The following is a 23,934-nucleotide window of genomic DNA, read 5'->3' as shown; positions in this document are numbered from 1 at the left end:
TAGATAAGATGTCAAGAATAGGTAAAAGCCCAATTGTAATCCCTGCTGGTGTAACTGTTGAAGTTAAAGAAGGTATTATTACAGTAAAAGGAAAAAAAGGTCAACTAACTCAGGAGTTTTCGGACGTAACTGTTAAAGTTGAAGGTGATCAAGTTTCAGTTGAAAGATCATCTGATCATAAAGACCAAAGAGCAAAACACGGATTATACAGATCATTGATCAATAACATGATTGTTGGTGTATCTGAAGGTTTTACTAAAGAACTAGAATTAGTTGGAGTTGGTTATAGAGCTTCAAACCAAGGTCAAAAATTAGATTTAGCTCTTGGATATTCTCACAATATTGTTTTAGAAATTGCTCCAGAAGTAGCTTTAGAGACGATATCTGAAAAAGGTAAGAACCCAATCGTAAAATTAACATCATTTGATAAACAACTTTTAGGTCAAGTTGCTGCGAAAATCAGAGGTTTCCGTAAGCCTGAGCCATACAAAGGAAAAGGTGTTAAATTTGTGGGTGAAGTATTAAGAAGAAAAGCAGGTAAATCAGCTTAAAAAATAAGATTATGTCATTAACAAAATCTGATAGAAGACAGAGAATTAGATTCAGAATTAGAAAATCGATTAGTGGTACTGCTACTAACCCAAGACTATCTGTATTTAGAAGTAATAAAGAAATTTACGCTCAACTTATTGATGATGTAAATGGAGTTACTATATTAGCTGCATCTTCAAGAGAAAAAGAAATAGGAAAAGGTACTAACGTTGAAATCGCTGCTGCTGTTGGAAAATTAGTTGCAGAGAAAGCGTTAAAAGCTGGGATTGAAACCATCACTTTTGATAGAGGTGGATACTTATATCACGGTCGTATTAAATCATTAGCAGAAGGCGCAAGAGCGGCTGGACTTAAATTCTAATATATTATGTCTAAATACAAAAATGTAGAATTGGTAAAACCAAGTGGTCTTGAACTTAAAGATCGTCTGGTAAGTGTTAATCGTGTTACTAAAGTTACAAAAGGTGGTAGAGCTTTCGGTTTTTCTGCTATTGTAGTTGTAGGTGATGAAAATGGAGTAGTTGGTCATGGATTAGGAAAATCTAAAGACGTTTCTGAAGCAATTGCGAAAGCAGTAGAAGATGCTAAGAAAAATTTAGTAAAAATTCCTTTGAATGGACAATCTGTTCCTCACGAACAAAAAGGAAAATTTGGTGGTGCACGTGTATTCTTAATTCCTGCTTCTCATGGTACAGGAGTTATTGCTGGTGGAGCTGTTCGTTCAGTTCTTGAATCAGTAGGTATTCACGACGTATTATCAAAATCTCAAGGATCATCAAATCCGCATAACGTAGTTAAAGCAACTTTTGATGCTTTATTACAAATGAGAAGCGCTCATACTGTTGCAAAACAAAGAGGAGTTTCTTTAGAAAAAGTTTTTAAAGGTTAATCAAGGAAATTATGGCTAAATTATTAGTAAAACAAGTAAGAAGCAAGATCAACTGTCCTCTTTCTCAAAAGAGAGGTTTAGAAGCTTTAGGTCTACGTAAAATGGGACAAGTTGTGGAGCATGAGTCAAATCCTGCTATCCTTGGTATGATAAACAAAGTTAAACACTTAGTTTCTGTAGAAGAAGCTAAATAACAAATACTGTTATGAATTTAAGTAACTTACAACCTGCTGAAGGATCTACACACAATCAAAATAAAAGATTAGGTAGAGGAGAAGGTTCTGGAAAAGGTGGCACTGCTGCAAGAGGTCACAAAGGAGCAAAATCTCGTTCTGGTTATTCTAAAAAGATTGGTTTTGAAGGAGGGCAAATGCCACTTCAAAGACGTGTGCCTAAGTTTGGTTTCACAAACATCAATCGTAAAGAATACGAAGGTGTTAATTTAGATACGCTTCAATTGTTAGTAGACAATGGTGTGATTACTGATTCTGTTTCTATGACAGATTTCGTAGCAAATCGTCTAGCTACCAAAAATGAGATCGTTAAGATTTTAGGTAGAGGAGAATTGAAAGCAAAATTAAAAGTAACTGCCCACAAATTTACTGCTACTGCAAAAGCTGCTATTGAAGCTGCTGGTGGAGAAGCTGTAACTATATAACTTATCTATTAAGATGAAGAAATTTATTGAATCAATAAGTAATGTTTGGAAAATCGAAGAACTGAAAAACAGAATCTTAATTACATTAGGGTTGCTTTTAGTATATCGTTTTGGTGCACACGTTACGCTTCCTGGAATTGATGCAACTCAATTAACAGGTTTAGCGGGACAAACTAAAAATGGTTTAGGGTCTATCCTAGACATGTTTACAGGAGGTGCTTTCTCTAAAGCTTCAGTTTTTGCTTTAGGTATTATGCCTTATATTTCTGCATCTATTGTTGTTCAGTTAATGGGAATTGCGATTCCATATTTGCAAAAACTTCAGAACGATGGAGAAAGTGGTAGAAAAAAGATTAATCAAATCACTCGTTGGTTGACTATAGCTATTACACTGGTTCAAGGTCCAACTTATATCTATAATTTATACAGAACACTGCCTAGTAGTGCATTTCTACTAGGCTTTAATTCTCCTGAATTTTTGTTCTCGTCTGTTATCATCTTAGTAACTGGTACTATTTTTGCTATGTGGCTTGGTGAGAAAATTACAGATAAAGGTATTGGAAATGGAATTTCATTATTAATTATGGTTGGTATTCTAGCTCGTTTACCACAAGCTTTTATACAAGAGTTTACAACGAGAGTTACCAATAACAATGGAGGTCCAATGTTGTTAGTTATTGAAATTATTGTGTGGCTATTGGTAATCATTTCTTGTGTATTGCTTACAATGGCAGTACGTAGAATCCCAGTTCAATACGCTCGTCGTACAACAACTGGTGATTATGAGCAAGATTTAGCAGGAGGTAATAGACAATGGATTCCTTTAAAGCTTAATGCTTCTGGAGTTATGCCAATCATTTTTGCTCAGGCAATTATGTTTATCCCTGCAGCTGTAGCTGGATTGTCTAAATCAGATACATCACAATCAATTGTTGGTGCATTTAGTAATATGTTTGGTTTTTGGTATAATTTTGTTTTTGCAACTTTAATTATTGTATTTACATTCTTTTATACTGCGATTACCGTACCTACTAACAAGATGGCTGATGATTTAAAGAGAAGCGGTGGTTTTATTCCGGGCGTTCGTCCAGGAGCTGAAACTTCTGAGTTTCTAGATAAAGTGATGTCTTTAATAACTTTCCCAGGATCTTTATTCCTTGCTTTGATTGCTGTGTTCCCAGCTATTGTTGTAAGTATTATGGATGTACAACAATCTTGGGCAATGTTTTTTGGAGGTACCTCATTAATAATTATGGTTGGAGTTGCAATAGATACTATTCAACAAATCAATTCATACTTGTTAAACAAGCATTATGATGGTTTAATGAAGACTGGTAAAAATAGAAAAGCAGTAGCTTAATATATTTATGGCAAAACAATCAGCAATAGAACAAGACGGATCAATCATTGAAGCATTATCAAATGCGATGTTCCGTGTGGAGTTAGAAAATGGACATATTGTAATTGCTCATATTTCTGGAAAAATGCGTATGCATTATATCAAGTTATTACCTGGTGATAAAGTGAAACTAGAAATGAGTCCTTACGATTTGTCAAAAGCAAGAATTACTTATCGATATTAAAGGATATTCACTATGAAAGTTAGAGCATCAGTAAAAAAGAGAAGTGCCGAGTGCATTATCGTGCGTAGAAAAGGGAGATTGTACGTAATAAACAAAAAGAATCCTAGATTTAAACAAAGACAAGGATAATTATGGCAAGAATAGCAGGGGTAGATATCCCAAAAAACAAAAGAGGTGTTATTGCACTTACCTATATTTTCGGATTAGGAAAAAGTAGAGCTATTGAGATTTTAGAAAAAGCTCAAGTTAGCCAAGATAAAAAAGTTCAAGATTGGAATGATGACGAGATCGGAGCAATTCGTGAAGCTGTTGGAGCATTCAAAATTGAAGGAGAATTACGTTCTGAAGTTTCTTTGAACATCAAACGTTTAATGGATATTGGTTGTTATAGAGGTATTCGTCATAGATCTGGTCTTCCATTAAGAGGTCAAAGAACTAAAAACAACTCTAGAACTAGAAAAGGAAAAAGAAAAACTGTTGCTAACAAGAAAAAAGCAACTAAATAATAAGTAATATGGCTAAAGCAACTGCAAAAAAACGTAAAGTTATCGTTGAATCAACGGGTGAAGCTCATGTTTCTTCTACTTTTAACAATATTATTATTTCTTTGACAAATAAGAAAGGTGAAGTTATTGCTTGGTCTTCAGCTGGAAAAATGGGTTTCAGAGGTTCTAAAAAGAATACTCCGTACGCAGCTCAAATGGCAGCAGAAGATTGTAGTAAAGTAGCTCTTGAAGCTGGACTTAAAAAAGTAAAAGTTTATGTAAAAGGACCAGGAAACGGACGTGAGTCTGCTATCCGTTCTATTCATAACGGTGGAATTGAAGTTACTGAGATTATCGATGTTACTCCAATGCCTCACAACGGATGTCGTCCTCCTAAAAGACGTAGAGTTTAATACTCAAAAAATTATAGTATAACCTAGATTGAATATAGATTATCGAAGGATAAGACCTGAATTCATAATCTCAATCTTAAACAATTTAAAATGGCAAGATATACTGGTCCTAGCACAAGAATCGCTCGTAAGTTTGGCGAAGCAATCTTCGGAGATGATAAATCTTTCGAAAAAAGAAATTACCCACCTGGACAACACGGGATGGCAAAAAAAAGAGGAAAAAAATCTGAGTACGCTGTTCAGTTAATGGAAAAGCAAAAAGCTAAATATTCTTACGGAATTTTAGAAAAACAATTCAGAAATTTATTCGAAAAAGCATCAGCAACTAAAGGAGTAACTGGTGAAGTTTTATTACAATTATGTGAAGCAAGATTAGATAATGTTGTTTTTAGAATGGGAATTGCTCCATCTAGAAGAGGTGCTCGTCAAATCGTATCTCACAGACACATTACTGTTAATGGTGAGGTTGTTAATATTCCTTCTTACCACCTTAAGCCTGGTGATAAAGTTGCAGTTCGTGAAAAATCTAAATCTTTAGAAGCTATCGAACGTTCTTTATCAAATTCAAGTCATGTTTATGAATGGATTACTTGGAACAATGATCTTAAAGAAGGAACTTTTGTTTCTGTACCTGCAAGACTTCAAATTCCAGAAAACATTAAAGAACAATTAATCGTAGAGTTGTACAACAAATAATAATTGACTTAGTCGAAATTTATGGCAATATTTAATTTTCAAAAGCCCGATAAAGTTATCATGATCGATTCAACCGATTTTGAAGGTAAATTCGAATTTAGACCTTTGGAACCTGGTTATGGATTGACAGTTGGTAATGCACTTAGAAGAGTTTTGCTTTCAGCATTAGAAGGTTATGCAATTACATCTGTTCGTATCGAAGGTGTAGATCATGAGTTTTCTACTATTTCAGGTGTTGTTGAAGATGTTACCGAAATTATCCTTAATCTAAAACAAGTACGTTTCAAACGTCAGATCGAAGATATCGATAATGAATCAGTTACTATTTCTGTTTCTGGTAAAGATCAATTGACAGCAGGTGATTTTCAAAAATTTATTTCAGGTTTCCAAGTTTTGAATCCAGACCTTGTTATCTGTAATTTAGATTCTAAAATCAAATTGAACTTCGATTTAACAATCGAAAAAGGTAGAGGATACGTTCCTGCTGAGGAGAACAAAAAACAGAATGCTGCAATTGGAACAATTTTTACTGACTCTATTTTTACTCCGGTAAAAAATGTAAAGTATGCAATTGAAAACTTCCGTGTAGAGCAAAAAACAGATTACGAAAAATTGGTTTTTGAAATTAAAACTGATGGATCTATTAATCCTAAAGATGCTCTTACTGAAGCTGCAAAAGTTTTAATTCACCATTTCATGTTGTTTTCTGACGAAAGAATTACACTTGAGGCTGACGAAATTGCACAAACAGAATCGTATGATGAAGAGTCATTGCATATGAGACAATTGCTTAAAACTAAGCTTGTTGATATGGATTTATCTGTGAGAGCATTAAATTGCTTGAAAGCGGCTGAAGTTGATACACTTGGTGATTTAGTATCGTTCAATAAAAATGACCTAATGAAATTCCGTAATTTTGGTAAAAAATCTTTAACTGAACTTGACGAACTTGTTGCAGTTAAAAATTTAACTTTCGGAATGGACTTAGCTAAATACAAATTAGATAAAGAATAATTTACTTCATATTTTGCTCTCCATAGTGGATTGTAGCAAGATGAAGATAAAAAAAACACGTCATGAGACACGGAAAAAAATTCAACCACTTAAGCAGACAGACTGGACATAGAAAAGCTATGTTGGCTAATATGGCTTGTTCTCTTATTGAGCACAAACGTATTAACACTACTGTTGCTAAGGCTAAAGCGCTTAAACAATTTGTTGAGCCTTTAATCACTAAATCAAAAGAAGATACGACTCACAATCGTCGTATTGTTTTTGCTTACTTACGTAGTAAATATGCTGTAACTGATTTGTTCAGAGACGTAGCTGCTAAAGTTGGTGACCGTCCAGGTGGATACACTCGTATCATTAAAGTTGGGAATCGTTTGGGAGATAATGCTGATATGGCAATGATCGAACTTGTAGATTTCAATGAACTTTACAATGGTGGTAAAAAAGAAGTTAAAAAAGCAAAAAGCCGTCGTGGTGGTAAAGCTAAAAAAGCTGAGGAGACTACTCCAGAAGCTCCTGCTGCTGAATCAGAAACGACTACTGAAGCTTCTGAATAATTATGAAAGTAATGATTCTATAGAAATCAAGGATAAACTAATTTTTAGTTTATCCTTTTTTTTTGATTTTTTTAGAGGAAATTAAAATTTAACTTTTTTAAATGTCTTGGTTTTATTTTTATTAATGAAATTTTTAAAAAATCTTGGCAGCACTCTTTTAAAGAAGTAAATTTGCAAAATATCTAATTACAGGTGAAACTTTAAAGGTTTCATAATACGATTAAAAACAATACAAATTAAAGAATGAAATACACAACACGACAAAGCGCCATTTTATTACTTAGTGACGGAACTATTTTTCATGGAAAATCTATCGGTATAAGCGGTAAAACTTTCGGTGAAGTATGTTTTAATACTGGAATGACTGGATATCAAGAAATCTTTACAGATCCTTCCTATTTTGGTCAGATTATGGTGGCTACTAATGCACATATTGGTAATTATGGTGTAAATGATTTAGAGATAGAGTCTGAAAGTATTAAAATAGCTGGTTTAGTTTGTAAAAACTTTAGCTTTAACTTTTCACGAGAAAGAGCTTCTGAGAGTTTAGAAGATTATTTCGCGAAACAAAATCTGATATGTATTTCTGATGTAGATACTAGAGCTCTTGTTAGTTATATTCGTGATAATGGTGCTATGAATGCTGTTATTTGCACTGATGGGACTTCTGTAGAAGACTTGAAGAAAGAATTAGCTAATGTTCCAAATATGGAAGGATTGGAGTTGGCTTCTAAAGTGTCAACAACTGAGCCTTATTATTTTGGAGAGGAGAATGCTAAGTATAAAGTTTCGGCTTTAGATCTTGGTATTAAAAAGAATATTTTGAGAAATCTTGCTAAGAGAGACTGTTATATAAAAGTTTTCCCTTATAATTCTACTTATGAGGATTTAGCATCATTTAATCCTGATGGATATTTCTTGTCAAACGGACCTGGAGATCCAGATCCGCTTTTTGGAGCAATCGAAGTTGCAAAACAAATTCTTGCACACGATAAACCTTTATTTGGAATTTGTTTAGGACATCAAGTAATTGGTCTTGCTAATGGCATTGAAACTTATAAGATGTTTAACGGGCACCGAGGAATTAATCACCCAGTTAAAAATATTTTAACCGGTAAAGGAGAGATTACTTCTCAGAATCATGGATTTGCAGTTAAGAAAGAGCAATTAGAAAATCACCCAGAATTGGAGATTACACATGTACATTTAAATGATGGTACTGTTGCTGGAATGAGAATGAAAAATAAAAATTGTTTTTCAGTACAATATCATCCAGAAGCTAGTCCTGGACCACATGATTCTTCTTATTTGTTCGATCAGTTTGTTGAGAATATAGAATCAGCTTCGTCTAAAACGATGTAGTTAATAAATAAAGGTGTTTATTATTTTAAATACGTTTTAAGTATTAAATATTTTTATAATTTCGAAAAAAAAATATAATTTATTAATAAAAAAATAAAAATAATGAGTATTATAATTAAAGTTCACGCAAGACAAATTCTTGATTCTAGAGGAAATCCTACTATTGAAGTTGATGTAGTAACTGAAAATGGAGTTTTAGGTAGAGCTGCTGTTCCATCTGGAGCATCAACTGGAGAGCACGAAGCTGTTGAATTACGTGATGGAGGTAAAGCTTATCTTGGAAAAGGAGTTTTGAATGCAGTGAATAATGTAAATACTGTTATTGCTGAAGAATTAGTTGGAACTTCTGTTTTTGAACAAAACACAATTGACCAATTGATGATTGATTTAGATGGAACTCCAAATAAATCAAAATTAGGAGCTAATGCAATTTTAGGAGTTTCTCTTGCTGCTGCAAAAGCTGCTGCTAATGAACTTGGATTGCCATTGTACAGATATGTAGGTGGGGTTTCTGCTAATACATTACCTGTTCCGATGATGAATATCATCAACGGTGGTTCTCACTCTGATGCGCCTATCGCATTTCAAGAGTTTATGATTTTCCCTGTAAAAGCAACTTCTTTTACACATTCTATGCAAATGGGGACTGAAATTTTCCACAGCTTGAAAAAAGTATTACACGACAGAGGTTTAAGTACAGCTGTTGGTGATGAAGGAGGTTTTGCTCCAAACTTAGCTGGCGGTACTGAAGATGCTTTAGATACTATTAAATTAGCAGTTGAAAAAGCGGGTTATACTTTTGGAGACGAAATTATGATCGCTCTTGACTGTGCTGCTTCTGAATTTTATGTAAACGGAAAATACGATTATACTAAATTTGAAGGTGAAACTGGAAAAATCAGAACTTCTGAGGAGCAAGCTGATTATTTAGCTGAACTTGCTGCTAAATATCCAATTATTTCTATTGAAGATGGTATGTATGAAGATGACTGGAATGGATGGAAATATTTAACTGAGAAAATTGGAGATAAAGTACAATTAGTAGGTGATGATTTATTTGTTACAAACGTTGCTCGTTTGTCTACAGGTATCGAAAAAGGAATTGCAAATTCAATTTTAGTTAAAGTAAACCAAATTGGAACTTTGACAGAAACTATTGCTGCTGTAAATATGGCTAAAAATGCTGGATACACTTCAGTAATGTCTCACCGTTCTGGAGAAACTGAAGATAATACAATTGCTGATTTAGCTGTTGCATTAAACTGTGGTCAAATTAAGACTGGTTCTGCTTCTCGTTCAGATCGTATGGCAAAATACAACCAATTATTAAGAATTGAGGAGGAATTAGGAAGTACTGCTTATTTCCCTGGCTTAAACGCTTTCAAGATAAAATAATTGTAAGAGTTATATGTTAAGATTAAACCATTCGTTTGTTCGAATGGTTTTTTTTTGGAGTTTTAACAAATTCATAGCAGGATTCTTTTTTTAATTAGTCTTAAATTCCTTAGATTTGATAAATTATTATTTTAAAGAATTATTTCCGATTATATTATGTCAAAAATAGCTACATTAGAAGTAGATGGTAAGAAAATTGAACTTCCTGTAATTACTGGAAGCGAAAATGAATCTGCTATCGATATTAACAAATTACGTGATTTAACTGGTGTTATTACAATTGACCCAGGTTATAAAAACTCAGGATCTTGTACAAGTGAAATCACTTTCTTGGATGGAGAATTAGGGATTTTACGTTACAGAGGATATTCAATCGAAGACTTAGCTGAAAAAGCTAATTTTTTAGAGGTTTCTTATCTTTTGATTTTTGGCGAATTACCAACTGCTCAACAATTGGAACAGTTTGAAAATGGTATCAAAAAACATACTTTGGTAAACGAAGAAATGAAAAATATCATTGATGGTTTTCCAAAAACAGCTCATCCAATGGGAGTTTTATCTGCTTTGACAAGTGCTTTAACAGCATTTAATCCAAAAGCAGTAAACGTTGAGAATGAGAAAGAAATGTACGAGGCGATTTGCAAAACAATGGGTAAATTCCTTGTAATTGCTACTTGGACTTATAGAAAATCAATGGGGTACCCATTGAATTATTATGATAATACACAGGGTTATGTAGAAAACTTTATGCAATTAATGTTTAAATTACCTACAGGACCTTATTCAGCAAATCCTGTTGTAGTTGATGCATTAGATAAATTGTTTATTCTTCACGCAGATCATGAGCAAAACTGTTCTACTTCAACTGTAAGAATGGTAGGTTCTTCTCATGCTGGATTATTTGCTTCTATATCTGCAGGAGTTTCTGCATTATGGGGGCCGCTTCATGGTGGTGCAAACCAAGCAGTGCTTGAAATGTTAGAAGAAATTAATAAAGATGGTGGTGACACAGATAAATTCTTAGCAAAAGCAAAAGACAAAAATGATCCTTTCCGTTTAATGGGATTTGGTCATAGAGTTTATAAAAACTTTGATCCAAGAGCAAGAATCATTAAAAAAGCAGCTAAAGAAGTTTTAGAAACTTTAGGTGTTGAAGATCCAATTCTTGAAATTGCTAAAAAATTAGAGGCAGCAGCTCTTGAAGATGAATACTTCAAATCAAGAAACTTATATCCAAACGTAGATTTCTATTCTGGAATTATTTACAGAGCATTAGGAATTCCTACAGATATGTTTACAGTAATGTTTGCAATTGGAAGATTACCAGGATGGATCGCACAATGGAAAGAAATGCGTGAAAACAAAGAACCAATTGGAAGGCCTAGACAAATTTATACTGGACACCCTTTAAGAGACTTCAAGTCTAATAAATAAAAAAAACTAAAGCTTTACTTAACTGTAAAGCTTTTTTTATCTTTGTTTAAAATATAATAGAATTATGTTGCAATTAAATATAAAGAACGAAACTTCAAGACTGCGGGCTGTAGTTTTGGGTTCTGCGGTTCATAATGGGCCAACTCCAACTTTAGATGAAGCCTATGATCCTAAATCATTGGAACATATTAAAGCAGGGACATATCCGGTTGAAAAAGATATGGTTGCTGAAATGGATGCTTTTAATGCTGTTTTTCAAAAGTATGATGTAAAAGTTTATCGCCCAGAAATGATTGAAAATTACAATCAGATTTTTGCAAGAGATATTGGTTTTGTAATTGATGATACTTTTGTTAAATCAAATATTTTACCTGATAGAGAGCGCGAATTAGATGCGATTCAATACATAATTGATCAAATCGATCCATTAAAAGTAGTTCGTCCGCCTGAAGAAGTTCATATCGAAGGTGGTGACGTTATGTTATGGAATGATCATATTTTTATTGGAACTTATAAAGGAAGTGATTATAAGGATTACATTACTGCAAGAACCAATATGCAAGGTGTTAATTTTATTAAAGAGTTGTTTCCCAATAAAATTGTTAAGGAATTTGATTTAGTCAAATCAAAATTAGAAGCGCGTGACAATGCACTACATTTAGATTGTTGTTTTCAACCTGTTGGAAAAGATAAAGGAATTATCTACAAAAGAGGTTTTCGTGAGGAAGCTGATTATACTTATTTGGTGAACCTTTTTGGGAAAGAAAATTTATTTCATATCGAAAGAAATGAAATGTATAATATGTTTTCGAATGTATTTTCAATTGATGAAAATGTAGTGGTTTCCGAGAAAAACTTCACACGACTAAACAATTGGCTTCGAGCAAACGGATTTATTGTTGAAGAAATACCTTATGCTGAAATTGCAAAACAAGAAGGATTGTTAAGATGTTCAACTTTGCCATTAATTAGAGATTAAATATCGTTTTAAATTTCAGGTTTCAAGTTTTTCTTAACCTGACATAAAACCTGAAACAAAATATAAAAAATGAAACAAACAACAAATGCAATTGTGATGATTCGGCCGGTTGCGTTCAGAATGAATGAGCAGACCGCTGTAAATAATTATTATCAAAAAATATTAGATGGACTTTTGCCAAGTACAGTAAACGCAAAAGCACAACAAGAGTTTGATATTTTTGTAGATAAACTAAGAGCAGTAGGAGTCGATGTTACGGTTATAGAGGATACTTTAGAAACTGATACTCCAGATAGTATTTTTCCAAACAACTGGGTTTCGTTTCATGAAAATGGCGATGTCGCACTTTATCCTATGTTTGCTGAAAATCGCCGTCAGGAACGTCGCGAAGATATTTTAGATATCCTTGAAGAAAAGGGGTTTGAAATTTCTAATATAATGGATTATACTTCTGCAGAAGATGATGGTTATTTTTTAGAGGGAACTGGAAGTTTACTTTTAGATCGTGCCAATGCTAAAGCATATTGTGCTTTATCTCCTCGTGCTGATGAAGAATTGTTTATAGAATTTTGTGAAGATTTTGATTATGCTCCAGTAATTTTTGAAGCTTTTCAAACTGTTGATGGTGAACGCAAGTTGATTTATCACACCAATGTGATGATGTGTTTGGGAGAAACCTTTGCTGTAATTTGCGCAGATTCAATTGATGATAAAAAAGAGCGTAAAATGGTTCTTGAAAATCTAAAAGCTGATAAAAAGGAAATCGTTTTAATTACAGAAGCTCAAGTGAATAATTTTGCAGGCAATATGTTGGAAGTTAGAGGTACAAACGATAAGAAATATATCGTAATGAGTGCTTCGGCACATCAGAGTTTAACTCCTAGACAAATTGAGCAATTAGAGAAGCATGCCGAGATTTTAAGTTCTAGTTTAGATACTATTGAAGCCTGCGGCGGTGGAAGTGCGAGATGTATGATGGCTGAAGTTTTTCTGTCAAGAAAATAACAGATAAATTCCAAAATTTAAAATCCAAATTCCAATTGCTAGTGTTATTGGAATTTGGATTTTTTTTTATTTAGAATTACATCAGATTTCCTTTTACAATGTTTATTATGGAGCTTACAATATATTGAATTCCAATTGAGATAACTATAAAGCCTACAATTCTGGATATTGCTACAATTCCAGATGCACCAAGGATTCGAGCTAAATAATGTGCGCTTTTTAAAATTAAAAAAATGGCAACGGCAATTGCTAGAATCGCTAGACATGAAATAATAATTTCGGTCATTTCATGATGCTCTTGATAAAATGCAATCAATAATGAGATAGAACCTGGGCCGGCAAGCATTGGGATTGCTAATGGAGTAAGAGCGACATCGTTTCTTTGTTGGGCGTCGGTTTCAACTTTTTTGTTGATTCCTCGTTTTTTATTAATTTTTCCGGAAAGTAATGAAAATCCCGAGTTTACAATCACAATACCTCCAGCAATCCGAAGTGCATCAATACTAATTCCAAAAAAGCTTAAGACATATTGGCCAATAAAAAAGGAAACGATTAAAATGATAAAAACATTTATAGCAGTCCATAACGAAATTCGAGAACGCTCCTCTTGAGAATCATGCTGTGTTAGTCCAACAAAAATAGGGACAGTACCAATTGGGTTTAATACAGAAAAAAGGGCGGCAAATAAATAAATGAATAAATCCATATAGTGTGGGTTAGTGAAGTAAAAATAATCAAAATTTAGTATTTTGAAACATATTAACTTTATGATATTGTTTTTAAAAGTAGTAATTCTAAATCAATATCATAAAGCGAACCTCGTTCTTTTTAATTACTTTTGTGACATATTTAAAAATCAATGAAAAACAAAAAAACACTAGTTCTGGGAGCAACTACAAAACCAGAACGTTACGCTTTTAAAGCGATAAATATGCTCGTTCAAAAAGGACATACCGTTTTAGCAATTGGTCAAAATACAGGTGAAGTTGCGGGGGTGAAAATTTATACTAAAGCGATACCTGTTAAGAATATAGATACAGTTACACTTTATTTGAATCCAGCTCGTCAGCGCGATTATTACAATTATATTATTGAAGCGCAACCAAAAAGAGTAGTTTTTAATCCGGGAACCGAAAATCCTGAATTGTATCAATTGTTAGAATTAAATAATATAAAAGCAGAAGTTGCTTGTACGTTAGTATTATTAGCTACAAATCAATACTAGTTTCTTATAGTGCTTAATAGAGTTGTTTAAAGTTTTAATTCTGAACATCTTAGGGGCGTTGTTTGTCTGAGGCGTAAAGAAAATTAGAACAGTTAATAGATAAACATAAATATCGGATTTAGTTTTTCCAAAAATTACTAAACCATTACTTTTGTCATCATGGAATTTTCATCAAAATTAATAGAAAAAGCAGTCAATGAAATGTCGCAATTGCCCGGAATAGGTAAGCGAACGGCATTACGATTGGTACTTCATTTATTAAAACAGCCTAAAGAGCAAACAGGCTTTTTGTCTCAAGCATTGATAAATATGCGTGAGGATATTAAATTTTGTGAGAGTTGTCATAATATTTCAGATACAAAGGTTTGTGAAATTTGTGCAAATCAACTTAGAAACCACCAAACAATTTGTGTAGTCGAAGATATTCGGGATGTAATGGCAATTGAAAATACGGGACAATATAAAGGGATTTATCACGTATTAGGAGGTAAAATTTCTCCAATCGAAGGAGTTGGACCTAGTCAGTTAAATATTTCTAGTTTAGTTGAAAAAGTAAAATCAGGGAAAGTGATCGAGATTATTTTTGCATTAAGTTCAACAATGGAAGGAGATACGACGAATTTTTATATTTATAAACAAATTGCGGATTCAGAAATCGTTTTGTCTACAATTGCAAGAGGAATATCTGTTGGGGATGAATTGGAATATGCCGATGAGATTACACTAGGCAGAAGTATTTTACATCGAGTTCCGTTCGAAAAAACCTTTAAAAATAATTAAGATAATGATTGTTAATTTTTTATTAAAAAATTAGAGAAAAAACTATATTTGCGGATAAAAAAATAATAATGACAAGAATGTTCTTTTATTTATTGTTATCATTGAGCGTGTTATTTACATCTTGTATCCCGGTGAAAGATCTTACTTATCTGCAAGATAAAAATACATCAATTGAGCAAAGTAATATTTCAGTTGTACAATCAAAACCTTACCGACTGCAAGTAAGTGATATTTTAAAAATTAACATAAAAGCAATAGACCCTAAACTGGTGTCGATTTTTAATACAACCGAAAATAATGTGGATGTTGTAAAATCCGAGTCATCATTATATTTTGATGGCTTTACCGTTGATGATCATGGAAATATTCGAGTGCCTGTATTGGGAGAAATTAATGTAATGGGTTATACTCTAGAAGAAGTTCGTATTAAAATTGAAAAACAACTGCTTGAAGAGTATTTTAAAAGTGAAGCCAATATTTTTGTAACCGTAAAATTGGCTGGTTTTAGGTATACTATAAATGGAGAAGTGGGCAGCACGGGAACAAAAACGTTGTTTCAGGATCATGTAAATATTATGGAAGCTATTGCTAATTCAGGAGATATTACAACCGTTGGAAATAGAAAATCAGTAACCGTCATTCGTCAGACTCCAACAGGTGTTGAGATGAATGATATTGATTTGACAGATAAAAATGTAATGAAGTCGCCTTACTATTATTTACAGCCAAACGATTACGTATATGTCAAGCCGCTTAAACAAAAAACTTGGGGAACTGGTCAAACAGGAATACAGTCTATTGGAACTATTATTACCTTGCTTTCATTGGCAACTACGGTATATTTAATTATAAAAAATTAAAACTTAATTCAGTAGATGTTAGATATAAAAGATTTTTCCTTTTTCGAGAATCATGCAAGTTTTGATTTTAAAGGTTTTTTATTAAAAATTGCAAGTTATTGGAAATGGTTTCTAGCTAGTTTAATAATCGCTTTCACAATTGCATATCAGGTTAATATTCGAAAAGAAAAAATATACGGATTGGAGACAATGATCTCAATTAAAGAAGAAAGAAATCCCTTTTTTACTTCAAATACAAGTTTAGTATTTAATTGGGGTGGTATTTCAGATCAGGTAAATGGAATTTCTACAGTCCTGCTGTCAAGATCACATAATGAGAGGGTTGTTGATAAGCTGCAATTTTATATCGACTATTTACAACAAGGAAAATACAATTTAATAGATTCTTACGGAGCTGTTCCTTTTTATGTGGATATTGATAAAACGAAAGGGCAGCTTGCTAATACTTTAATAGGAATTAAATTTTTAAGCGAAACTGAATATCAAATTGAAATTCCTTTTGAAAATAATTCAGGTTCATTAATTAAATATTTTAGTAATTCGTACGAAACTGCCTCTGTAGAGCCAGTTACATTTGTGAAAAAATATAAAGTTGGAGAACAGGTAGCTTTGCCTTTTTTAAATTGGAAATTACAAATTAATGATAACCCAGGTTTTTACAAAGAGAAAGAATATTTTGTAAAGTTTAATGACTTTGATGGTACAGTATCAAATTATAAAAGAATAAGTATTGATAGTGATAAAGGCGGCGGCTCTATATTGACCTTAGGGATGCAGGGTACAAATAAAGCAAGAATGGTTGAGTATTTAAACTCGACAGTGAAAATGCTGATTAAAATGCAGCTCGATGGTAAAAATCAATTTGCGAACAATACAATAGCTTTTATTGATAGTACACTTGTTGCAATGGAGCTTCAATTGAAAGAAACGGGTAATGAACTAAAATCTTTCAGAAAAGATAAAAATATCTATAATATTGAAGATGGCGGGGTAAAAGTCTCAAATAAAATGATGGATTTTGATGTTGAAAAAGATCAAATCACCAGAAAAATCTCCTATTATAATTCTTTAAAAACATATTTGAACAATAGTACAGATTATTCCAAGCTTCCAGCTCCATCTGTTGCAGGAATTGAAGACCTGAATATTGTTACTAATATATCAAAACTTATTATGCTTTCGACACAACGTTCAGAAATGGCGTATGCGGTAAAAAGTGATAAGATTTTTAAAGATTTTGATAATCAAATGCAGGCCGTAAAAAGTGTTTTACTTGAAAATGTATCATCTGCAAATGCTTTATTGTTAAATGATTTGTCGTTAGTAAATAGTAAAATAAGTCAGGCTGAAAGTACTGTGAAACGACTTCCTGAAGAGCAACAGGAGCTTTTAAAAATTAAAAGGAAATACGATTTAAATGATAATATTTATACTGAATTTCTTCAAAAAAGAAATGAGGCGGAAATTGTAAAAGCATCAAATTTATCAGATATTCATTTTATTGACCCAGCAAAAGATATTGGCGAAGGATTAATTGGTCCAAAAACTTCTGTAAATTATATATTAGCATTGTTTTTAGGTATATTGATTCCTTTATTATTTTTGTTAGGGATTTTTTTTGTGAATAATTCTATTCAAAACATTGAAGATATTACTAAATTGACAACTATTCCGATAATCGGGATTATAGGAGTTAATAAAGATGCTGTAAATCTAGCGGTTTTTGATAAACCAAAATCTGCTCTATCAGAAGCTTTCAGAGGAATTCGTTCCTCATTACAGTTTTTGTATAAAAGACAACAAGTAAGTGGTTCGAAAACACTCATGGTTACTTCGTCGATAAGCGGTGAAGGAAAAACATTTTGCTCGATAAATATTGCCACAGTATTTGCATTAAGCGAAAAGAAAACAGTTATTGTTGGTTTGGATTTAAGAAAGCCAAAATTGGCTGATGAATTTAATTTAGGCAATAATCAGTTGGGTGTAGTAAGCTATTTAATAAAGCAAAATACACTAGATGAAATTGTAAATAAAACGCAAATCGCAAATTTAGATGTAATTCTTTCAGGGCCTGTTCCTCCAAATCCTTCTGAGTTGATTTTAAGTGATTCAATGAGGGAATTGATTGAGGAATTAAAGAAAAAGTATGATTACATTATTCTAGACACGCCTCCTGTTGGTTTAGTATCAGATGCTCTAGAATTAGTTCAATATGCAGATGTTACCTTGTATATTGTTAGGCAGAATTATACTAAAAAAGATATGATTACGTTGCTGAATAATAGAATCGAAAGAGGTGAGATAAGTAACGCCAGTATTATTTTGAACAGCTATGAAAATAAGGCTAAATATGGTTCAACATATGGATATGGTTACGGCTATGGCGCTTATGCCAATGGATATCATGATGAAGATAAGCAGAATGGAGTTTTGAGTGCAATCTCTAATAAAATTAAGAAAAAATAATTATACGTATGAAAACTTCAAGTCAGAATACAATTTTAATAACTGGTGGAGCGGGTTTTATTGGCTCAAATTTGGCTGAGTATTTTTTAGGATTGGGACACAAGGTGGTTTGTTTGGATAATTTTTCAACAGGGCATCGTCATAATCTAAAAGATTTTTTAGAGAATCCAAACTTCAGATTAATCGAAGGAGATATTAGAAATATTGAAGATTGTAACTTAGCGGTTACTGCGGTTGATTATGTTTTACATCAAGCAGCACTGGGATCTGTGCCAAGGTCAATAAATGATCCAATTACAACAAATGATGTAAATGTTTCAGGTTTCTTAAATATGTTAGTTGCTTCTCGAGATGCAAAAGTAAAACGTTTTATTTATGCGGCAAGCTCTTCTACATATGGAGACTCTGAAGGTCTTCCAAAAGTTGAAGATGTTATTGGGAAACCATTATCTCCATATGCAATTACTAAATATGTAAACGAGTTATATGCAGAAATTTTTAGTAAAACATATGGTTTAGAAACTATAGGATTGCGTTATTTTAATGTTTTTGGAAGAAAACAAGATCCAAATGGTGCTTATGCGGCTGTTATACCTAAATTTGTGACCCAGTTAATGAATTATGAAAGTCCAGTAATTAATGGTGATGGTAATTATTCACGAGATTTTACTTATATTGATAATGTAATTCAGATGAATGAATTGGCGATGACGATTCAGGATGAAAAGGCTTTAAATACGGTTTATAATACTGCTTTTGGAGATCGTAATACGCTGAATGATTTAGTTAAATATTTAAAAGAATATTTGTCTGAATTTGATGCCAAGATTGCTGATGTTGAAATTATATATGGAGTAAATAGAGCGGGTGATATACCTCATTCATTAGCCAGTATAGAAAAAGCAAAAACCATATTAGGATATAATCCGAAATTCTCTTTGCAGCAAGGATTAAAAGAAGCTGTAAGCTGGTATTGGAATAATTTAAAATAAAATATAGAAAATAAAATAGTAAATGGAAGTTACGAAAATTTGCTGCATTGGTGCCGGATACGTAGGAGGACCTACAATGGCTGTAATTGCTCAAAAATGTCCACATATTCAAGTTACAGTTGTTGATTTGAACGAACAAAGAATTAAAGATTGGAATGATCCAAATACAGATAACATTCCAATTTATGAACCTGGACTTTCGGCAATTGTTGCTGAAGCCAGAGGAAGAAATCTTTTCTTCTCAACAGAAGTTGAAAAAGCAATTGATGAAGCTCAGGTTATTTTTATATCTGTAAATACGCCAACTAAAACCTATGGTAAAGGTAAAGGAATGGCGGCAGATTTAAAATATATTGAATTATGCGCCAGACAAATTGCAAAAGTGGCTAAACAAAATAAAATAGTTGTAGAAAAGTCGACTTTACCAGTTCGAACAGCTGAAGCAATAAAAAGTATTTTAGATAATACAGGAAATGGGGTTCAGTTTCAAATATTGTCAAATCCTGAGTTTTTAGCGGAGGGAACAGCTGTTACAGATTTATTGAATCCAGATCGAATTTTAATCGGAGGAGATACGACTGCAGAAGGACAAGCAGCTATTACTGCTCTTGTTGATGTTTACGCAAATTGGGTAAGTAAAGATAAAATTTTGACAACTAATGTTTGGTCATCAGAATTATCTAAGTTAACAGCAAATGCATTTTTGGCACAACGTATTTCGTCAATAAATGCAATGTCAGAGTTATGTGAAAAAACAGGCGCAGATGTTAATGAAGTTGCAAGAGCAATTGGCATGGACAGCCGAATTGGATCAAAATTTCTTAAAGCATCAGTTGGTTTTGGAGGTTCTTGTTTTCAAAAAGATATTTTGAACCTAGTGTATATCGCAAAGTCATATGGTCTAAATGAAGTGGCAGATTACTGGGAACAGGTTATTATTATGAATGATCATCAAAAAAGAAGATTTTCAAATAAAATTGTTCAAACACTATACAATACAGTTGCAGATAAGAAAATTGCATTTTTAGGCTGGGCATTTAAGAAAGACACCAATGATACTAGAGAATCTGCGGCTATTTATGTGGCAGATGACTTAATTAATGAGCAAGCCAAAATTTCAGTTTTTGACCCTAAAGTTTCAGAAAGTAAAATGTTGAGTGATTTAAATTATCTTGAAACAAGAACTGCAGAAGAAAACAATACTGCTTTAACTGTATTTGACGATGCTTACGACGCTTGTAATGGAGCACATGCCATTGCGGTTTTAACCGAATGGGATGAATTTACAGCTTACGATTGGAAGAGAATTTATGACTCTATGCATAAACCGGCTTTTGTTTTTGATGGAAGAAATATATTAAACGCAAAAGAATTAGAAGCAATTGGATTTATTTATAGAGGAATTGGTTCTTAATTGAGTATTGGAACCGCGGTAAGAATAGAAGATAATGAATATAAATGTTGGTTTTGAATATTTTGTTTCAGTTTAAAGAAAAATTATGAATTGGTACGTAGTATATACAAAACCTAAGTGGGAAAAAAAGGTAGCAGAAAAGCTCACTCAAATTGGAATTGAGTGCTATTGCCCTATAATTACTCAAGTAAAACAATGGTCAGACAGAAAGAAGAAAATTGAAGTACCGCTTTTTAATTCGTACGTTTTTGTGCAATTACAGGAAGGTGATCGTAATTCTGTTTTTCAAATTGCAGGAGTAGTCAGGTATTTGTTTTGGCTGGGTAAGCCTGCTATTGTTAGGGATGAGGAAATTAAAAGTATTAAAGATAGTCTTAAAGTTTCTAACATTGCTGAAGTTTCTGTGAGTTCAATTCAAGTTGGAGACCGTATAAAGTTGGAATCTGGGGCTTTTAGCAATCAAAGTGCAATAGTACAAGAAGTATCGAATACCCATTATATTTTGGTTCTTGAATCTTTAGGTTGTGTATTGAAGATTAAGTACAAGTAGAATAGGTTGTAAGTTAAATAATCAAATACTGAAAAGCGGGAGTTGAAACTTCAAAAATGAAGTTTTATCTTCTGCTTTTTTTGAAATAGAATTTCTTACAGGTTGATTTGTAGCTGTTTGAAAAGTGGTATGGTTTTTTATTTGTCAGATTTATTAGTATTACGGGAAACCGTATTGAATAAATTGACTTATTATCTTATATTTGCCGAAAATGAAATTAGAGTATCTGTGCCAAAACTATGTGGTTCAGAGTGGCGAAGCCGTGATTTGTGATGAATGAAACTTATAAAAAAGGAGTAGAATTGGAAGAAAACATAAAAATAGCTGTTATCGGTTTAGGTTATGTTGGCTTGCCACTGGCGAGACTATTTGCTACAAAATACTCGGTTGTTGGGTTTGATATAAACAAATCAAGGGTCAAAAGTTTAAACTCTGGAATTGATTCAACTTTAGAAGTTGACGTTGATATTTTAAAAAAAGTATTGTTAGATGCGCCTACTGATGAAATTGGTCTATTCTGTACAGACGCACTCGAGGATATTTCAAATTGTAATTACTTCATCGTAACTGTTCCTACGCCAGTCGATAAAAACAATCGTCCAGATTTAACACCATTATATAAGTCAAGCGAGTCGGTTGGTAAAGTGTTAAAAAAAGGAGATATTGTAATCTACGAATCGACAGTTTATCCAGGTGTTACAGAAGAACAATGTGTTCCGGTTTTAGAAAAAATTTCTGGATTGAAATTTAATGTAGATTTTTTCGCAGGATATTCACCAGAAAGAATTAATCCAGGCGATAAAGAACATACTGTTGAAAAAATTTTAAAAGTTACTTCTGGCTCAACTCCTGAAATTGGTTTAAAAGTTGATGCGTTATATAAATCTGTAATTACGGCAGGTACTCACTTAGCTCCAACAATAAAAGTTGCAGAAGCTGCTAAGGTTATCGAAAATTCCCAAAGAGATATAAATATTGCATTTGTTAATGAATTAGCCAAAATATTCAATTTAATGAATATTGATACACAAGATGTATTAGCTGCAGCAGCAACAAAATGGAATTTTTTACCATTTAAGCCTGGACTTGTTGGAGGGCATTGTATTGGTGTTGATCCTTATTATTTAGCGCAAAGAGCACAAGAATTTGGATATCATCCTGAAATAATTTTGGCAGGACGACGTTTAAATGACAGTATGGGAGAATATGTTGCTTCACAAATTGTGAAGTTAATGATAAAAAAAGGTATTTCTGTTAACGGAGCAAGTCTCTTAATGCTTGGAATTACATTTAAAGAAAATTGTCCAGATGTAAGAAATACTAAGATCGTCGATGTTGTAAAAGCATTAAAAGAATACGGAATAGTAGTTACAATTTACGATCCTTTAGCAAATGTTGAAGAGGTCGAGAAAGAATATAAATTAGAAACTATAGATTCTTTGCCGACAGAGAAATTTGATGCTATTGTTTTAGGTGTCGCACATGCTGCATTTTTAGAATTAAATTTCTCAGAATTGCAAAAGGATAATAGTTTAATATATGATGTAAAAGGGATCTTAGGTACTTTAGCTGATAATAGGTTATAGTAAAGATTCTTTTTTATTTAGAGAAAAATGGAAGCAAATAATAATTCGATTATACATGTGATTTTGACTGGAGGAGTGGGAAGTAGATTATGGCCTCTTTCTCGAAAAAGTCAGCCTAAGCAATATTTGGAAATATTTGAAAATAAATCTTTGTTTGAAATGACTGTCAATCGTAATAGTCATTTAGCAGATAAAGTTATGGTCGTTGGAAATGTTGATAATCATCATTTGAGCGGTAAAGTAATGGATAAAACTAATACAATGTATACAAATATTGTGGAAGCAACTCCTCGAAATACTGCTGCAGCCATTGCTTTTGCTGCATTCGCATCAAAAGCAGAAGATATTTTAATTGTAACCCCTTCAGATCACATTATCGATCAAAATGAGAATTATAATAAAGCGATTAATGAAGCAATTTTAAAAGCGCAAGAGGGTTTTATTGTTACGTTTGGGATCATTCCAACAAAACCAGAAACAGGATACGGTTACATAGAATCAAAAGGAGATAAAGTAATTTCTTTTCGTGAAAAACCAAATGAAAGAACTGCGAAAGAATTTATTGCACGAGGTAATTTCTTATGGAATAGCGGTATGTTCTGCTTTAAAGCAGGAGTTCTTTTGGATGAATTGAAGCAATTTCAGCCTGAGGTGTATGAAAGATCTAAAGCTGCTTGGGATTCCAACAAAGAAGGTTTTTTAGATTTAGATCTATCAATGCAAATTCCATCTATAAGTATTGATTATGCAGTAATGGAACGAAGTAAAAAAATTAAAGTAGTTCCAGCTTCTTTTTCATGGTCAGATTTGGGGTCATTTGAATCTGTTTATGAATATCTTGTGTTAAAAGGACATCCAATCGATTCTAATGGAAATATGACTATTGGATGTAATATTTATACCACTTTTTTAGGTTTAAAAAATACAATTTTTGTACATACAGATACAGCAAATTTAATTTTACAAAAGGAAAATTCGCAGGATGTTAAGGATGTTTACAATGAATTAGAAAGACAAAATTCAGATTTATTAAACTAAAATT

General features: G+C 32.6%; 28 protein-coding genes. 27 read left to right on the top strand and 1 reads right to left on the bottom strand.

The window, feature by feature from the left end; genetic code table 11:
- Positions 1–8 precede the first annotated feature (8 nt).
- The 18 genes from rplF to ctlX all read left to right on the top strand — a co-directional run bounded on the left by rplF (position 9) and on the right by ctlX (position 13,019).
- Positions 9–551: a 50S ribosomal protein L6 gene (gene rplF / locus B0A75_RS16215; protein WP_089055325.1), complete on the top strand. Its 543-nt coding sequence runs from the start codon at positions 9–11 to the stop codon at positions 549–551.
- A gap of 11 nt (positions 552–562) precedes the next feature.
- On the top strand, positions 563–913 hold the full coding sequence (gene rplR, locus B0A75_RS16210) for a 50S ribosomal protein L18 (protein WP_089055324.1): 351 nt from the start codon (positions 563–565) through the stop codon (positions 911–913).
- Positions 914–916: 3 nt separating this feature from the next.
- Positions 917–1,441, top strand: coding sequence for a 30S ribosomal protein S5 (rpsE, locus tag B0A75_RS16205; protein WP_085950926.1), 525 nt, complete (start codon positions 917–919; stop codon positions 1,439–1,441).
- 11 nt (positions 1,442–1,452) lie between these two features.
- Positions 1,453–1,635, top strand: a complete 183-nt coding sequence (gene rpmD, locus B0A75_RS16200) for a 50S ribosomal protein L30 (protein WP_056068811.1) — start codon at positions 1,453–1,455, stop codon at positions 1,633–1,635.
- Positions 1,636–1,646: 11 nt separating this feature from the next.
- The gene (gene rplO / locus B0A75_RS16195) at positions 1,647–2,099 is read left to right on the top strand and encodes a 50S ribosomal protein L15 (protein WP_026982954.1); all 453 of its coding nucleotides are present in this window, start codon (positions 1,647–1,649) and stop codon (positions 2,097–2,099) included.
- A gap of 13 nt (positions 2,100–2,112) precedes the next feature.
- On the top strand, positions 2,113–3,459 hold the full coding sequence (gene secY, locus B0A75_RS16190; protein WP_089055323.1) for a preprotein translocase subunit SecY: 1,347 nt from the start codon (positions 2,113–2,115) through the stop codon (positions 3,457–3,459).
- Positions 3,460–3,466: 7 nt separating this feature from the next.
- Complete coding sequence (gene infA, locus B0A75_RS16185) at positions 3,467–3,682, top strand: translation initiation factor IF-1 (protein WP_007136545.1); 216 nt, start codon at positions 3,467–3,469, stop codon at positions 3,680–3,682.
- A 12-nt stretch (positions 3,683–3,694) separates the two neighbouring features.
- Positions 3,695–3,811, top strand: a complete 117-nt coding sequence (gene ykgO, locus B0A75_RS16180) for a type B 50S ribosomal protein L36 (RefSeq protein ID WP_002987490.1) — start codon at positions 3,695–3,697, stop codon at positions 3,809–3,811.
- A 2-nt stretch (positions 3,812–3,813) separates the two neighbouring features.
- Complete coding sequence (gene rpsM / locus B0A75_RS16175) at positions 3,814–4,188, top strand: 30S ribosomal protein S13 (protein WP_089055322.1); 375 nt, start codon at positions 3,814–3,816, stop codon at positions 4,186–4,188.
- 8 nt (positions 4,189–4,196) lie between these two features.
- The gene (gene rpsK / locus B0A75_RS16170; protein WP_053470832.1) at positions 4,197–4,580 is read left to right on the top strand and encodes a 30S ribosomal protein S11; all 384 of its coding nucleotides are present in this window, start codon (positions 4,197–4,199) and stop codon (positions 4,578–4,580) included.
- A gap of 90 nt (positions 4,581–4,670) precedes the next feature.
- Positions 4,671–5,276, top strand: a complete 606-nt coding sequence (gene rpsD, locus B0A75_RS16165) for a 30S ribosomal protein S4 (protein ID WP_029272055.1) — start codon at positions 4,671–4,673, stop codon at positions 5,274–5,276.
- A gap of 21 nt (positions 5,277–5,297) precedes the next feature.
- Positions 5,298–6,290, top strand: coding sequence for a DNA-directed RNA polymerase subunit alpha (locus B0A75_RS16160; RefSeq protein ID WP_008464329.1), 993 nt, complete (start codon positions 5,298–5,300; stop codon positions 6,288–6,290).
- Between the two features lie 62 nt (positions 6,291–6,352).
- Positions 6,353–6,844, top strand: a complete 492-nt coding sequence (gene rplQ, locus B0A75_RS16155; protein WP_031456031.1) for a 50S ribosomal protein L17 — start codon at positions 6,353–6,355, stop codon at positions 6,842–6,844.
- A gap of 243 nt (positions 6,845–7,087) precedes the next feature.
- A complete protein-coding gene (gene carA / locus B0A75_RS16150) occupies positions 7,088–8,206 on the top strand; it encodes a glutamine-hydrolyzing carbamoyl-phosphate synthase small subunit (protein WP_089055321.1) in 1,119 nt (372 codons plus the stop codon).
- A gap of 102 nt (positions 8,207–8,308) precedes the next feature.
- The gene (gene eno, locus B0A75_RS16145) at positions 8,309–9,601 is read left to right on the top strand and encodes a phosphopyruvate hydratase (protein ID WP_089055320.1); all 1,293 of its coding nucleotides are present in this window, start codon (positions 8,309–8,311) and stop codon (positions 9,599–9,601) included.
- Between the two features lie 156 nt (positions 9,602–9,757).
- Positions 9,758–11,035 carry a citrate synthase gene (locus B0A75_RS16140; RefSeq protein WP_089055319.1) on the top strand — a complete coding sequence of 426 codons (1,278 nt, stop codon included), beginning with the start codon at positions 9,758–9,760 and terminating at the stop codon, positions 11,033–11,035.
- A 64-nt stretch (positions 11,036–11,099) separates the two neighbouring features.
- A complete protein-coding gene (locus B0A75_RS16135; RefSeq protein WP_089055318.1) occupies positions 11,100–12,014 on the top strand; it encodes a dimethylarginine dimethylaminohydrolase family protein in 915 nt (304 codons plus the stop codon).
- Positions 12,015–12,083: 69 nt separating this feature from the next.
- Entirely contained in the window at positions 12,084–13,019 is a 936-nt protein-coding gene (ctlX, locus tag B0A75_RS16130; RefSeq protein WP_089055317.1) for a citrulline utilization hydrolase CtlX, read from the top strand.
- Positions 13,020–13,095: 76 nt separating this feature from the next.
- On the opposite strand, the gene B0A75_RS16125 is transcribed toward ctlX, so the two are convergent.
- A complete protein-coding gene (locus B0A75_RS16125; protein WP_089055316.1) occupies positions 13,096–13,725 on the bottom strand; it encodes a MarC family NAAT transporter in 630 nt (209 codons plus the stop codon).
- A 153-nt stretch (positions 13,726–13,878) separates the two neighbouring features.
- Between B0A75_RS16125 and B0A75_RS16120 the strand changes: the two genes are divergently transcribed.
- The 9 genes from B0A75_RS16120 to B0A75_RS16080 all read left to right on the top strand — a co-directional run bounded on the left by B0A75_RS16120 (position 13,879) and on the right by B0A75_RS16080 (position 23,930).
- Complete coding sequence (locus B0A75_RS16120) at positions 13,879–14,244, top strand: CoA-binding protein (RefSeq protein ID WP_089055315.1); 366 nt, start codon at positions 13,879–13,881, stop codon at positions 14,242–14,244.
- Between the two features lie 159 nt (positions 14,245–14,403).
- Positions 14,404–15,024, top strand: a complete 621-nt coding sequence (gene recR, locus B0A75_RS16115; RefSeq protein ID WP_089055314.1) for a recombination mediator RecR — start codon at positions 14,404–14,406, stop codon at positions 15,022–15,024.
- A gap of 68 nt (positions 15,025–15,092) precedes the next feature.
- On the top strand, positions 15,093–15,884 hold the full coding sequence (locus B0A75_RS16110; RefSeq protein WP_089055313.1) for a polysaccharide biosynthesis/export family protein: 792 nt from the start codon (positions 15,093–15,095) through the stop codon (positions 15,882–15,884).
- A gap of 15 nt (positions 15,885–15,899) precedes the next feature.
- Positions 15,900–18,350: a polysaccharide biosynthesis tyrosine autokinase gene (locus B0A75_RS16105; protein WP_089055312.1), complete on the top strand. Its 2,451-nt coding sequence runs from the start codon at positions 15,900–15,902 to the stop codon at positions 18,348–18,350.
- A gap of 8 nt (positions 18,351–18,358) precedes the next feature.
- A complete protein-coding gene (locus tag B0A75_RS16100; RefSeq protein ID WP_089055311.1) occupies positions 18,359–19,342 on the top strand; it encodes an SDR family oxidoreductase in 984 nt (327 codons plus the stop codon).
- Between the two features lie 22 nt (positions 19,343–19,364).
- Positions 19,365–20,756 (top strand): UDP-glucose 6-dehydrogenase, encoded by a 1,392-nt coding sequence (locus B0A75_RS16095; protein WP_089055310.1) that lies wholly within the window; start codon positions 19,365–19,367, stop codon positions 20,754–20,756.
- Positions 20,757–20,841: 85 nt separating this feature from the next.
- On the top strand, positions 20,842–21,306 hold the full coding sequence (locus B0A75_RS16090) for a UpxY family transcription antiterminator (RefSeq protein WP_089055309.1): 465 nt from the start codon (positions 20,842–20,844) through the stop codon (positions 21,304–21,306).
- Positions 21,307–21,578: 272 nt separating this feature from the next.
- A complete protein-coding gene (locus B0A75_RS16085; RefSeq protein WP_165765133.1) occupies positions 21,579–22,892 on the top strand; it encodes a nucleotide sugar dehydrogenase in 1,314 nt (437 codons plus the stop codon).
- A gap of 27 nt (positions 22,893–22,919) precedes the next feature.
- Positions 22,920–23,930: a mannose-1-phosphate guanylyltransferase gene (locus B0A75_RS16080; RefSeq protein WP_089055308.1), complete on the top strand. Its 1,011-nt coding sequence runs from the start codon at positions 22,920–22,922 to the stop codon at positions 23,928–23,930.
- Positions 23,931–23,934: the final 4 nt, after the last annotated feature.

The organism is Flavobacterium oncorhynchi (assembly GCF_002217355.1).
Classification (GTDB): domain Bacteria; phylum Bacteroidota; class Bacteroidia; order Flavobacteriales; family Flavobacteriaceae; genus Flavobacterium; species Flavobacterium oncorhynchi.
The sequence above is the reverse complement of the archived record's forward strand: the minus strand, read 5'-3'. Positions and strand labels throughout refer to the sequence as shown.